The following is a 12,973-nucleotide window of genomic DNA, read 5'->3' as shown; positions in this document are numbered from 1 at the left end:
GTTGCCGCGGAAGGCGCCGCCGACCGCGAGGCCTTGCTGTCCGCGGTCGCCGCCGAGGGGTACCGCGAACTAGCCCAACAGCTCGCCGCCGCGCATCCGTCACCGGCGACCCCCGACGAACTCGCCGATGTGGCTGTCGCCTACGTCCGGTTCGCACTCCGGCACCCGGCACTGTTCCGCGTGATGTTCGCCGAGCCCTGCGACCCCGCCAACGAGGAGCGGGCCATCGCGACCGCCGCGATCAAGGAGTACGTGCGCGGCATCGCCCGCGCCGCCTTCCCCCACGGCGACCCCGATGCCCTCTCCACCATGGTGTGGGCCCTCGTCCACGGCCTGGCCTTCCTCCACCTCGACGGCAAACTCGACGCCTCCACCCCGGAGGTCGTCGCAGAACACGTCCGCACCACCGTCCACGCCCTGGTCACCGCCGCCCCCCAGGCAGCCGCGGCGCCGCTCAAGCAGACAACCGTCCAGCCAGGCGGGCGCCTTGTGGGGGAGGGGTTCAGTGCCCGGGCGTCAGCGCAGGACTGTTGTGGTACGCGGCGATGAGCCAGCGGCCGTCCCGCTTCTCGAAGACCCAGGTCGCGTTCACCTTGCCGGCTTCCGGGACTTCGGTCTGGCCGGGGAAGAGGATGCCGGATTCGCTGACGACGATCGCCGCGTCCCTGCCGACGAAGCGGAGGCCGAGCTGCTTGTTGTAGGTCGAGGTGTCCTTGAGCGGCCCGGCGAAGGCGAGGGCCATGCTCGCGCGGATCACCTCACGGCTGTCGCGGAGCGAGCCGGTCATGATGGCGGTGGCGTCCGCGGTGTAGTCGGCGACCATGCCTTCGGCGTCGCCGGCCTCCCACGCCTTGTAGGACGCGGTCAGGACGGCCGCGATGGCGGCCTTGTCTTCCGTACGGCTGTCGGACATCGGATCTCCCTTGTGACCGGTTCGCCGGGGGTCTTCCGGCTCACTCGTCACTACATACCGGCGGCGGGGTCCGAACTCATCGCGCCCACGGAAAAAAGATGTCGAGGCGTGCGCGACGCGGCGGGGCCGCCGCGATCAGGTGTCCGCGAGTCCTTGGACGTCGAGTCGGGCTGCCAGACCGAAGGACGCGAAAATCTCGGGTTCCTGGAACACCGAGTTCCGGCTGATGCCCGCGGTCGTGACGGTGAAGATCTGGAGCGTGTGCAACTCGTACCCGCCGTCGGCGCGCCGATACGCGGCAAAGCCGGGCTGGTTGTTGGCCGAGACCGGCTTCAAGAGCCAGTCCGTGCCGGCCTTCGCGAAGACCCATTCCATGAAGGTGCCGTAATTGCCGGGTCCGACGAACCAGTTGACCATCGGCGGCATTTCCATGATCACGTCGTCGGTGAGAAGCCGCTTGAGACCCTCGACATCGGCCTGCTCGAACGCCTTCATGTAGCGGTCCACCCAAGCGCGCTGCTCGGCTGTCGACGGCTCGCCGAGATGCTCCCGTCGGCCCCCTGCCTCCTTCACGCGGGTACGCGCCCGTTGCAGGGAACTGTTCACCGAGACGACGGTGGTGCCGAGGATGTCCGCCGCCTCGGACGCGGAGAATGCGAGCACGTCACGCAGGATCAGCGCGCCGCGTTGACGCGCCGTCAGGTACTGCAGGGCGGCGACGAACGCCAGGCGCAGACTGCTGCGTTCGACCACGGTCCCCGCCGGATCGCCCGATTCCACCCAGGAGTCCGGCAGGGGCTGGAGCCAGGCGAGGTTCTCCCCGGGCACGAGCGGCGCGAGCGGCTCCGACGCGGCCACCAGACCCGACGGCAGCGGTCGCCGACCGCGGGCCTCCAAGGCGGTCAGGCAGACATTGGTCGCGATCCGGTAGAGCCAGGTACGCAGGGAACTGCGCGTCTCGTCGTACTGCTCCCGCGCCCGCCACGCCCTCAAGTACGTGTCCTGGACCAAGTCCTCGGCGTCGTGCGCCGAGCCGAGCATCCAGTAGCAGTACGCCAACAACTCCGCACGGAACGGTTCGACCAACTGATCGAAGCCCTCTGCCTTCGCCGTCACGTCCCCCACCCTCTCAGCTGCTGTCGCGCGCCTCGGGCGCAGGGGGCAGGGGTGGTGCAGGAGGTCCCGCCACCAGGAGAGGGAAGACGGCCGCCGCGCCCCGATGGAGTTCTGTGTCGCGAGAATGTGGACCAGGTTGGACTCCAGGCAGTCCTGGTGTTGCTCGTGGGCGTAGGAAGTCAGGTCCATGGGGACGGCCAGTAGGATGCCGCGGCCAAGGCGGACGCGTACGCGTCGAAGCGACCGTCCCCGGTCGGCGCGGTGTCCGGATACAGGGCGCGGGTCATCACCTGACCGGCCAGCGGGTTGAACGAGGCCGGACGCGCGCAATGGGGACCGGTATCGCAGTAGTAGTCGTCGAACAACAGCGCCCACATCAGCCAGTCCGACAGCGGTTGGCCGCGGCACACCGCATGTCGGCGAACCATGTTGGGCTGCGCAACACCGAGGCCTGAGGGCGCCGTTCGTGATTGCACCTGCCCACACCACAATTGGCTGCAACCGCGTGACGGTCTCGGGCGGTCGCGATGCGCGTGCCGACCGGGAGGGAGATGAACCGCCGTGCCGGCGCAGCACGTTCGGTGGCCGGGCGGCAGCGGAAGACCACGATCAGCTGCGCGGCGTGCCCGGCTGCGCCGCCCAAGCCACCGCGCGGACCTCGCCGTTGCGCATGGGCACCGGCGGGAGGGGCAGCGGAGGAGGGCGGTCGCGTTCCGGCGGCCGTGCAGTCGGCGTCCAGGTCGACCGCAACCCTGTGGCCGTCCGCGCGGGCGGCCGAGGCGAAGGAGGTCCGCATGGCGGCCAAGTTCGAGGTGTACGAGGACAACGCGGGCAAGCACCGCTTCCGGCTCAAAGCCGCGAACGGCGAGATCATCGCCGTCGGCGAGGGCTACGCGACGAAGAACGCCTGCCTCAACGGCATCGAGTCGATCAAGAAGAACGCGGCCGACGCCGCGGTCGTGGAGACCGACGCGTAGCCGAAGCGCACCGCGCTGAAGCCCGTCCGGTGCTCCGCGCCGTCCCGGGAAGCAGACAACGGAGCGGCCCCTCAGCGGGCGCGTCGGTGGTGAACACCACCCACGTCTGCCGAGGGGCCGCGTCTGCAATGCGCCCTTCAGATGCTCTCGGAGCGCGGGCGGTTGACCGAGGACCACCGCAGGATCGACGGCTTGTGCGGCCTCATCCAGTCCATGCCTTGGGGTGACCCGCGCCGCAAGCGCACCGCACGCAGGATTACCGCCGAACTGGGCGGACACGCCAAGGCGGAATCGCGCTTTCTCTTTCCCGCGGTGCGGCGAAGGGTCCCCAAGGGCCGGACTCTCGCGGCCGGCGGACTCGGCGACCACGTCCGGATACATCACCGTCTGGCGGGCATGGCTGAACTCAAGCCCGAAGACGCCCGGTTCGATCTGTTGGTGACACGCTTGGTGCCCGATCTCGACCCCATGGAGCGGTTGCTGGCGGGTGACTCCAACTGACGGGCACACCGAAGGTCGCTGTGCGCGAAGGGCAGGTGGCGCAACGGGCCGCGTGGTACGGACGTTCTGGACCTGGTCAAAACCGCTGTCAGGGGCTGGGCTGGGTGTGGCCGTGCGGGCCGAAGAGGGTACGGCAGACCTGGTTGGGGCCCAGGTAGGGCGCGTCGGGCAAGGTCTCCAACAGGCGGACGATGTCGGTACGGGCACGGCGGGGGGTGGCGGCGCGTACAAGGTCGGCCTTGCGAGCCGGCCAGGTCACATCGACCAGCGCCCGGCACACCGCCTCGCGGGTCGGCGGCTGAGGGGCTACCGGGCGGCGCAGCGGAGTCGGGGCGGTCGGGGCGGGAAGGGCAGTCGACATCACGGTGCTCCTTTCACATTTCACAGCTTCCACATTTCACGGCGCAGAAAGCGGCGCCGCGGTGCGGCAGCTTGCGGCGGCGATGGTCGGACGTACGAGCGGACCTCCGAGCGGACGTACGACGTGGGCGGTCGCAGCCTCGCCCTGGCGCCGTTCACCCGTTCGGGTTACCGATCAAGGCATTGCCCTTGGTCGAGGCCAGTTACACACATTCCTCGCATTTTTCGTATATCAGTTCCCCCTTGGTCCGCGTCTGCGTCACGGTGTTCGGGCCGAGGGCCTCGGCCGATCGACCGCGGGCCGGCTGTGCGGGTCAGGTGCGGCGTTGCAGGTCGCTGGCGTTGCGGATCGCGGCGGCGCGGTCGGTCAGGTCGGTGACTTTCGCGGCGAGGGCGGGGTGCGCGGCAAGGTGCGGGCCGATGTCGGCGAGGGGGGCCAGGAGGTGCGCGGGGTCGTCGTGGCCGAGTGCGTCGGTGAGGGCGGCCAGGGGAGGAGCGGCGAGACGGCCGAGGTCGTCGAGAGCGGCGGTGGCACCGGCGAGAGCGCGTAGTTCGGCGGCGTGGTCGCGGGCCCAAGTGGTGACGGCGCGGTCGGCGGCTCGGCGGTCGCGAGTGGCTTGGACACGCTGGTCGCCGGTGGTACCGGGGGCGCCGCCGGGGCGCAGACGCAGATAGCGGCGTTCGGCGGCTTGGCGGCTTGTGACGCCGAGGGGCTCGGCGAGGGCGGCCCAGCTGGCCCCGGCGTCGCGCGCGGTTTCGATGAGGTCGGGCTCCCATGCGGCGAGGTGGCCACGCAGTTCGCGCAGGAGAAGCAGCGCGGCGAGCGCCTCCTCCACCCGAGATGGCGTCTCCCCGCGGGCTTCCGGGGCTATGGCGGCCGCGGTTCGGTCCTGCGCGGTGTGGACGGCCTGGTCGATCGCGGCGAGGGCGGCCGCTACGGCGAGGAAGGGCACGGCCGGCGGGCCGGGGTGGTCCGGCGTTCGGCCGGGGGTGTCGGTCACGGCTTTCCCCTTCTCCTCAGGTGTCGTCGTTTCAGCGACGGACGTGTTTGTCGTCGTTCCGATGACATGCTATAACAGGAGTCAGGTGAAGCGCACTGGCACCCGTTGCCCGAATGCCTGGAGGTGTTTTCCGATGCTGATGCGCACCGATCCCTTCCGCGAACTCGACCGAATGGCCCAGCAGTTCTTCGGCCAGAACGGCACCTGGTCGCGTCCCTCCGCGATGCCGATGGACGCGTGGCGCGACGGCGATCAGTACGTGGTCGCGTTCGACGTGCCCGGCGTCGCCGCGGACGCGATCGACATCGACGTGGAGCGCAACATGCTCACTGTCCGTGCCGAGCGCCGCCCCGTCGCCGTGGGCGAGGGCGTGCAGGTCGAGCTGTCCGAGCGGCCGCTGGGCGTGTTCTCCCGGCAGATCCAGCTCGCCGACGTCCTGGACGCCGAGGGCATCGTCGCCGACTACGACGCCGGGGTGCTGACGCTGCGCATCCCGATTGCGGAGCGCGCCAAGCCCCGCAAGATCACCGTCGGCCAGGCCGACGACCGCAAGCAGATCCGCAGCTGACGACGCGGACCGAGCTGCCGGTTCCGGCCCCGCCCGGCCACGGGACCGGAACCGGCAGGCCTCCCATCGCATGCCCCTGGCGGAAGAGCGGAATCCCGCTCGAATGCCGCATTCGAGCAGGGGCTATTGGGGGTTGGGCGCCGGGTGCCAGGCGCGCACCGGCGGGTTGTGAAGGGGAGGAATCGGGGGGAGTCCGTGGCGTTCGAGCGAGCCGCCCAGGTAGGCGCTGAGAAATGCCACCAGGCCCCCGTCGTACGTCCACCAGTAGTCGTTGCGCGTGGCGATCATCACGGGCCAACGGTCGGGATCGTCACCGTTGACCACCCACGAGAACAGGTCGCCGTGGTTGGTGGACGCGCAAGGCAGCAGTCCGTTCGGCTCGGGGAACGGGGCGTTGCCGTGCGAATCGTCGTTCTCCCACAGGTCGCGGATCATCTCCGTGTCCCCCAGCATTCCGTGCGCGACCTGCGCCTCATTCCCTGCGATCGGCAGCGTCACATGCAGGAAGTCGTTCACGGTGAACGTCGGATACCACTGCGCCAACAGCTGGAAGTCGCCGGGCGCGGGCACACCCAGCGCGGTTCGGAACTCTTCCCAGTGCAGGTCGGCCGGTTCGGGGCGCCGATGCGCCAGGAGCGCCGGCACTGCCTGTTCAAGCGCCGCCAACGCCGGTCCGGCCTGTGGTTCGTCCATCGGTGCCATCACTTCGTTCTCCCTCTTGGAACGTCCGCTGCATGCGATACGTCCGCTGCGTGCGATCACTCGGGGCTGACACGCGGCACGCGGCGCGCAACACGCGGCGCGCAACACGCAACACACGGCACGCAACACGCGGCAATGATCCCGCAGACCCGAGATCGCCGTGAGCGAAGGTCCACAAAGGCAACAGCGCGAGGCCGACCGCGCATTAGGGCGGGCTACGCCGCCGGTCGCCCCGGCGCGCCCTCCCGTACGCCGCAAGTCGCAGCCGACCACCGGCAGTCCGGCGGAGGCGGTTCACCCGCGGAGAGGACGATGAGTCAGGGCTGCTCGGCCAGGCTTTGAGGCATGACGAACGCCGTTCCCGCCGCTGCTCCTTCTGCCCTCACCGCGCCTACCGCACCCGCACTCGCACCCGCACCCGCAGTGTCCTTCGACGGCACGCCGACTACCCGGCGCCGTCCGATGCGCGGCACGGAGCGGCCGGTGCCGCGGTGGGCCGAGGGTGTCGCGCACCTGATCCCGCTCGTCCTGCTCCCGCAATGCCTGTGGCGGCTGCCGTTCGCCTTCGGCTTCGAGATGGGCAGCGCCGAAGCGGGCGGCATGCCGGCGCTGTGGATCTCCATCCCCTACGTGTTCGCCCTGAGCATCATCACCGAGGCCCTCGCCCTGCTGAGCTTCGGCCTGGTCCGCGACTGGGGCGAAACCGCGCCCCGGTGGCTGCCGTTCATCGGCGGGAAGCTCATCCGGCCGGGCGCCGCCATCGCCGCGGCCACGCTTGGCGCGCTGGGTGTGATGGCGTTCTGGTCGCCTTTCGTCTTCGCCTTCTTCGGCATCGGCGAGAACGCCGACTACACGAACGCGGGCTGGCAGGTACTGGCGTACGCGTGCATCGCGCCCGGGCTGCTGTGGGGCCCGATGCTGCTCGCCCTGACCTACGCGTACTGGGTACGCCGCCGCCCCGCGATAAGCGCCTGACCGGCGGCGGCGCGTCGGGGATGCCGGACCGGTCAGGCGAGCATGCTGCCAAGCAAGTCCCGGATCGGCGCCGCGACTTCCGGACTTCGTCCCCGCATCTGCCTGCGCCAGAAACTCGACCATCCGAGTCGTGTCATCGGCCTGGCCGAAGATGCGGATGAGCCAAGGGTGTTCGTCCCAAAGCGAGGCGCAAGCTCAGCGTCCCGCGGAATGCCCAGACGTCGGCCGTGGCGATGCCTTCGGCTCTACGATCTCATCCGGAAGCACTCTGCGTCGGAAGGGGGCCGATGTTCGGGGGGTACCAGGCGCTGGTGGTCGGGATCGAGGGTCCACCGATCGATCTCGCGCGGCCCAAGCTCGGGGCCCGCGCCCCGCTGGAGTTCGCCGCCGAGTACGCCGAACGGGTGCGCACGATGCTCACCGGCAAGTACGGCTACGTCGAGGTGGCGTCCCAGGCCGATCCCGCAGCCACTGCCTCCGCTCTGGAGGACGCGGTGGACCAAGTCCTCACCAAGAGCTCGGGTTTCGCCGTGGTGCATCTGCTCTCGCACGGGCTGTCAGGTGCGGGGGAAAAGCTGTACGTCGTGGGCGGTGACGGCCGGCGTACGAGGATCGACGTCGAGTCGTGGCTCGCCACGTTGGAGACCGGCGACGACGGAGACGCGGCGCACGAGGCGCCGAACGTGCTGTTCCTGTTGGACCTCTGCTATGCCGGTGCTCCCGCGCGACTTGCCTGGCAGCAGTTCCTCACGGCCGGCCGACGGCGCGGGTGGGTGATCGCCGCGGCGCAGCCGGGGGAGGAGGCGTACGACGGCATCCTGAGCCAGGCCGTCGCGGAGGTGCTGGCGGGATTCCACGACGGCACGATCGGCCTGCACCCGACGTACGAGTTCATTCCGTTCGAGCGGTTCTGCCATGAGGTCGCGGTGGCCGTGGCGCGCCGGGCGGCGCAGCTCTTGGTGCCGCAGGAGATCACCCTGCCGATGACCCAGGTCGGCACGGACCTGTCCTGGCTACGGTTCTTCCGCAACCCGCGCTTCGACCGTTCCGCCGGTGGTGTACGGCGAAACGTGGACATCGGGGCCGGCGCACTTCTCGACGAGGCCTTGGACCAGCGGCACTTCGTGGGCCGTGCCGGTGGTGTCGAGTTGTTCAGGCACGACGACGGGGATCGGCGCGGCATGTTCCAGGGACGTGAAGAGCAAGCCGTCGCGTTGACCGAGTGGTTCGCCGGATTCGGTCCGCCGTTCCGGGTCGTCACCGGCAAGCCGGGGGGCGGGAAGTCGGCGCTGCTGGGCGTGTTGGTGTGCGCGGCCCATCCGCGCCTCAGGGCGGAGACCATGTCGCTGTGGGAGCCGTCGCTCGGCTGGGACACCGCTCCCGAGGAGACCGCAAACCTGGCTGTCGTGCACGCGCGGCGGCGCTCGTACCAAGACATCCTCGCGTCCCTGGTGAGGCAATGGGGGCTGGCCGCGCCGCCGGACGACGGCTCAGGGTGGACCGTGCCCCAGGTGGTCGACGCGCTGGCCGGGTGGGAGAGACCCGCGGTGCTGGTGCTGGACGCACTGGACGAGGCGGAGCGTCCGGAGGAGGTGGTGTCCGCGTTGCTGACTCCGCTGCTCGCGGTGGTCGGCGGCGACGGGCAGGCCGCCTTCCGCATTCTCGTGGGTGCGCGCCCGGAGGAGTGGTTCGCCCCGCTGTTCGCACGCTCCGCGGCAATGGGCGGACTGCTCGACCTAAGCACGGTGCCGGACGACGACCTCATCCGTGACCTGACCGCGTACGTACGCGGGTTGCTCCGCGACGACCCGGGTTTCGCGGCCAGGTGCCCGCTTCCGGTCCTGAACCATCTCGCCAAGTGCATCGCCGGAGAGGTGGTGCGTACCGGCGAGCCGCAGTCGGGACGGTCGCCACGCGAAGCGGGCGAGTTCCTCGTCTCCGCATTGTTCGTCCGCTATGTCCTTGGTGGTTCGGAACGCTTGGAGACACGCTCCGACGCCGAGCAACTCGCGGCCCTGGTACCCAAGTCGCTTGGCATGGTCCTGCGTCTCGACCTGCTGCGGCGCGCCGACTTCTGGGTGGCCGCCGTGCTGGCTGTGCTCGCCTACAGCCAGGGAGCCGGCATGCCGGAAAGGGTCATCGCCGCCGTGGCGCCCGCGTTCGCCCCCGGGCATTTGCCGACGCCCGGCATCGAGGAGATCCGCCGCGCGCTGGAGTCCGGCAGGTTCTACCTGCGCCGGGACGCCGACCGCGAAGGCAGCCCGCTCTACCGGCTGTTCCACCAAGGGTTGGCCGATGAGCTTCGCGCGAACCCCTTCATCGCCACGGCGGTCGCGGAGGGCACGGTCTCCGCGCCCGGCGGGTTCGCGGCGGCGCGGTACGCACGGGAGGTGTGGGCCGCGATGCTCGCGTCCGTCCCGCGGCGTCCCGACGGAGTGCCGCGGTGGGACCTCGCCGAGCCGTACCTCGTCCGGCACGCCGCGCAACACGCCCTCGACGCAGGCGAGTTGGACGAGTTGTTGGACGACGCGGAGTTCCTGGTCCATGCCGATCCCGACGCCCTTGCCGCCGTACTCCAGCACCTCCCCGGGCAGTTGCCGCTCGCCGCCTCGGTCTACCTCGCCGGCCACACGTCCCATCGATCCGTACCCGCGACGGAACGCCGTCAGATGCTGGCCGTGGACGCCATGCGCTTCGATGCGACGGAACTCGCCGAGCGCCTCCTCCACGGACAGAACTGGTCGATCCGCTGGACCGCCGGATCGGCGCCCAGCCGGGCGCTGCGCGCCTCGCTGCCCGGGCACCCGCAGACCCGGATCTGGACGCTCCGCACCGTGGAACTGGACGGCCGTACCCTCTTGTTGAGCGGCGCGGACGACAACACGCTCAGGATCTGGGACCTGGACGCCCACGCGGCTGTCCAGGCACTGCCCCATCCCACCCCCGTCGGGTGCGTCGTGCCGGTTCGCCAACAAGGAGAACTGCGCTTCGTCACCGGATGTGACGACGGGTGGTTGTGGGTCTGGTCGTGGCCCTCCGGAGAACTGGTCGACACGTTTCCCGCGCACGAGACCCCGGTGTGGTCCCTTGCCGCGACACCGGACGGCCGTCTCCTGGCGAGCGGTGCCGAGGAAGGCAGCCTGCGTACCTGGAACCTCGCCACGGGCGACATGACCGGGGACTTCCACGTCGGAGAGGCCCCGGTGAACTCCCTGGACGTGTGCCTGGTCGACGGTGCACCGCATCTGCTCGGCACCTGCGGTGGTGCCGCGGCGGTATGGCGTGCGACGGACGGCGTGTGTGTCCGTGGCCTGGACGCGTCCTGGGCGACCGTGGCTCGCACGGTCCTGCTCAACGGGACGTCGTGTGCCGTCGTCGGAAGCAGCACCGGGAAATGCCGGGTCTGGGACCTCGGCGACGGCAGTCCGGTCGTCACCTTCCGCACGCACGACGGTGCGGTGGTCGATCTGGTCGCCGTCGCGGCGCCCGACGACGCCCGGCCGCACATCGCCACCGTCGGCTCGGACGGCGTCCTGGGAATCTGGGAGGTCGCGAGCGGCGGACAGGTGGCTGTCCACCGGGGGCACACCACCCAGATCACCGCGGTGTGCGGCTATCGAAGTCACGATGGGCACCGCCTGGTGACCGGCGGGGAGCGCGGGTCCATCCGGATCTGGGAGACGTACGGCCCCGCTGCCGCCCCCAGCGCCGCGGCACACCGCGATCCGGTCATCGGCGTGCTCGCCGCGCACGACGCGTCCGGGGACACCGCCGTGTCGCTGGGACGGGACTCCCTGCGGCTGTGGAACCTACGCGACGGCACAAACGAGCGACTCGACCACGGCGAGAACCACTTCCACACGATCGGAACGACCACGGACGGACGGTCCGACAGCGTGTTCGCCGTTGGCCAGGCGACACTTCAGGCCTTCGACGCCTCAGCCGGGGGTGGAGCCACCGCCGTGCATTTCTGGAGCGGTGCGCCGGCTGTTGGCGCGGCGGCGAGCGCGCGGATCGGGGACCACGAATACGCCGTGCTGGGCGATGACAGCGGGGCACTGCGTTGGCTCCCGCTCCGCGGCGGATCGCCGCAGGAGCCCGCGGTGGCCGTCTCCGACCAGAGGATCACGCTGCTGGCCTCACTGCCGCGCGCCGGCGGCGGCCCGCTGATCGCCGCCCTCGACCTGAACGGCTGCCTCGTCGTCGTCGACGGTGACCACCCGCCGCAGATTGTCGAGCAGTTCGACGAACCCCTCCACGCCATGGCATTCACCATGCTCGACGGGGACGCAGTCCTTGTCCTGGGCGGTAACGGCCACGTCCACAAGCTGAATCTCCGCACCGGTCACGCGAACACCCTGGACTGCCGAACCGATCGCGAGGTGACCTGCGTAGTGCCCTGTCTTCGCGACGGCCGCCCGCATGCGCTGACCGGTGGCACCGACCGCAAAGTGCGTTTGTGGGACCTTGCCCTCGACACCCTGGTCGACACGTTCGCGTTTCCCGACAGCGTGTTCGCGCTCGCTGTCACCAATTCCGGCGATCTGCTCGTCGGCATGGGAGCCGACCTCATGCTCCTGTCGCCCGACCCGGCGGTCCTCCGGCTGGAACGCGCATCGCACGCATGACACCGATCTGCCCGAGCCCACGGCCCCCGCGGTCGCGGTCGACCTCAAGGAGCGCGCATGTCCCGCATCGTCGCGGTACACGGAGTCGGCAACCACGTGCGCGGCGGCCGACCGGACGCGGTCGCCGAAGCCGTGGCCGCCGACTGGAGCGCCGGCCTCGCCGCAGGGCTGGGACTTGCGAGCCTCGGAAAGGCGGATCTCACGTGTGCGTACTATGCCCACCATCTCTACCGGGGCAAGCCGGTGGCGCAGGGCACCGACGACCAGGCCCTCGATCGCCTGGCGACGACGGACCCCGATGCGGCGGCCCTCGCCGAGATGTGGCTGGACGCCCATGAGCTGCCGGAAGTCGTGGCGCAGGGACGGCTGACCGTGCCCTTGCGGCACGCCGTCGATATGTTGGCCCGGCGCTTCTCGCTCGACGGCAGGCTCACCCGTCTCTTCATGGCACTGGTCTTCCGCGAGGTCGCCACGTACCTCAAAGCACCCGACGCGCCCGCTCGGCAGGCCGCGCGCGACGAAGTGGGCGGTGTCCTGGACCGGGAGCGGCCGACGGTGGTCCTCGCGCATTCGCTCGGGAGCGTTGTGGCGTACGAGGCGCTGCACGCCCGCCGGGACGTGGAGATCGACCTGCTCGTCACAATGGGCTCGCCGCTCGCGCTGCGCCACGGCGTGTTCGAGCGCCTGACGCCCGCGCCGGTGAACGGACTTAGTGAACGGCCGCCGAACGTCCGCCGCTGGGTCAACGTCGCCGACCCGGGCGATCCCGTCGCGATCCTCCGCCCGCTCAGCCGCTGGTTCCCCGGCGTCGACCTCGATCTGACCGACAGCATCAACCTCTTCGACTTCCACCTGGCCGCGAACTACCTGAGATCCGCAGCCGTGGCCGCCGCCGTCGCACCGTACCTCGGAGTCGCCGACGTGCCCCCCTCGCCGTCCACGCGCGCACCGACCGAGTAACAGACCGGGGGAGCCGAGCCGACCAGGGGGAGACCGCGTGCCGCGGCAGCGAACGGCCAAAGTTGGCATGTACCGCTGAACCGCCCGCCGGGGCGGCACCAGCAAGCGCGCTGGTACCGCCCCGGCGGGCGGGTCAGGTCCTTGTGGGCGTACGCGACCACGTCATTGGGGTCGGCACCCGGCGGGGACCACGCCTGGGTTCACCAGCGGTACCAGCGTCCGCGGCTGCCGCTTGCCCCGGTGCTGCGGAAGAGGAACCCCAGCAGCCATAT

Annotated in this window: 13 protein-coding genes; 7 read left to right on the top strand and 6 right to left on the bottom strand. The window is 70.4% G+C overall.

Annotated elements, in window-relative coordinates:
* Positions 1-549: TetR-like C-terminal domain-containing protein (locus AB0C36_RS40695; protein WP_358364207.1), on the top strand; the 549-nt coding region annotated here is incomplete at its 5' end.
* Here AB0C36_RS40695 and AB0C36_RS40690 read toward each other — a convergent pair.
* From AB0C36_RS40690 to AB0C36_RS40680, 3 genes are all read right to left on the bottom strand, one after another.
* Positions 503-913 carry an SgcJ/EcaC family oxidoreductase gene (locus tag AB0C36_RS40690; protein ID WP_358364205.1) on the bottom strand — a complete coding sequence of 137 codons (411 nt, stop codon included), beginning with the start codon at positions 911-913 and terminating at the stop codon, positions 503-505. The two genes, AB0C36_RS40695 and AB0C36_RS40690, sit on opposite strands and share 47 nt — an antisense overlap.
* A 135-nt stretch (positions 914-1,048) precedes the next feature.
* The gene (locus AB0C36_RS40685) at positions 1,049-2,071 is read right to left on the bottom strand and encodes a sigma-70 family RNA polymerase sigma factor (protein WP_435839218.1); all 1,023 of its coding nucleotides are present in this window, start codon (positions 2,069-2,071) and stop codon (positions 1,049-1,051) included.
* A 137-nt stretch (positions 2,072-2,208) separates the two neighbouring features.
* Complete coding sequence (locus AB0C36_RS40680; RefSeq protein WP_358364201.1) at positions 2,209-2,457, bottom strand: hypothetical protein; 249 nt, start codon at positions 2,455-2,457, stop codon at positions 2,209-2,211.
* Between the two features lie 366 nt (positions 2,458-2,823).
* Here AB0C36_RS40680 and AB0C36_RS40675 point away from each other — a divergent pair, with 366 nt between their 5' ends.
* Together AB0C36_RS40675 and AB0C36_RS40670 are read left to right on the top strand one after the other, a co-directional pair.
* A complete protein-coding gene (locus AB0C36_RS40675; protein ID WP_358364198.1) occupies positions 2,824-3,006 on the top strand; it encodes a YegP family protein in 183 nt (60 codons plus the stop codon).
* A gap of 162 nt (positions 3,007-3,168) precedes the next feature.
* Positions 3,169-3,507, top strand: coding sequence for a hemerythrin domain-containing protein (locus AB0C36_RS40670; RefSeq protein WP_358364195.1), 339 nt, complete (start codon positions 3,169-3,171; stop codon positions 3,505-3,507).
* Positions 3,508-3,595: 88 nt separating this feature from the next.
* Here the strand turns inward: AB0C36_RS40670 and AB0C36_RS40665 are convergent, their stop codons facing one another.
* Both AB0C36_RS40665 and AB0C36_RS40660 read right to left on the bottom strand, forming a co-directional pair.
* A complete protein-coding gene (locus AB0C36_RS40665; RefSeq protein ID WP_358364193.1) occupies positions 3,596-3,868 on the bottom strand; it encodes a DUF2795 domain-containing protein in 273 nt (90 codons plus the stop codon).
* A gap of 313 nt (positions 3,869-4,181) precedes the next feature.
* Entirely contained in the window at positions 4,182-4,868 is a 687-nt protein-coding gene (locus tag AB0C36_RS40660; RefSeq protein WP_358364190.1) for a type III effector protein, read from the bottom strand.
* Between the two features lie 133 nt (positions 4,869-5,001).
* Between AB0C36_RS40660 and AB0C36_RS40655 the strand changes: the two genes are divergently transcribed.
* Positions 5,002-5,436, top strand: coding sequence for an Hsp20/alpha crystallin family protein (locus AB0C36_RS40655; RefSeq protein WP_358364187.1), 435 nt, complete (start codon positions 5,002-5,004; stop codon positions 5,434-5,436).
* A gap of 123 nt (positions 5,437-5,559) precedes the next feature.
* Here the strand turns inward: AB0C36_RS40655 and AB0C36_RS40650 are convergent, their stop codons facing one another.
* The gene (locus tag AB0C36_RS40650; RefSeq protein ID WP_358364186.1) at positions 5,560-6,198 is read right to left on the bottom strand and encodes an SMI1/KNR4 family protein; all 639 of its coding nucleotides are present in this window, start codon (positions 6,196-6,198) and stop codon (positions 5,560-5,562) included.
* A 285-nt stretch (positions 6,199-6,483) separates the two neighbouring features.
* Here AB0C36_RS40650 and AB0C36_RS40645 point away from each other — a divergent pair, with 285 nt between their 5' ends.
* The 3 genes from AB0C36_RS40645 (at position 6,484) to AB0C36_RS40635 (ending at position 12,701) form a co-directional block, all read left to right on the top strand.
* The gene (locus AB0C36_RS40645) at positions 6,484-7,113 is read left to right on the top strand and encodes a hypothetical protein (protein ID WP_358364183.1); all 630 of its coding nucleotides are present in this window, start codon (positions 6,484-6,486) and stop codon (positions 7,111-7,113) included.
* Between the two features lie 287 nt (positions 7,114-7,400).
* A complete protein-coding gene (locus AB0C36_RS40640) occupies positions 7,401-11,741 on the top strand; it encodes a hypothetical protein (RefSeq protein WP_358364180.1) in 4,341 nt (1,446 codons plus the stop codon).
* A gap of 57 nt (positions 11,742-11,798) precedes the next feature.
* Positions 11,799-12,701 carry a hypothetical protein gene (locus AB0C36_RS40635; protein ID WP_358364177.1) on the top strand — a complete coding sequence of 301 codons (903 nt, stop codon included), beginning with the start codon at positions 11,799-11,801 and terminating at the stop codon, positions 12,699-12,701.
* The last annotated feature ends 272 nt before the right edge of the window (positions 12,702-12,973 follow it).

Source organism: Streptodolium elevatio (assembly GCF_040649515.1).
Classification (GTDB): Bacteria; Actinomycetota; Actinomycetes; order Streptomycetales; family Streptomycetaceae; genus Yinghuangia; species Yinghuangia elevatio.
The sequence above is the reverse complement of the archived record's forward strand: the minus strand, read 5'-3'. Positions and strand labels throughout refer to the sequence as shown.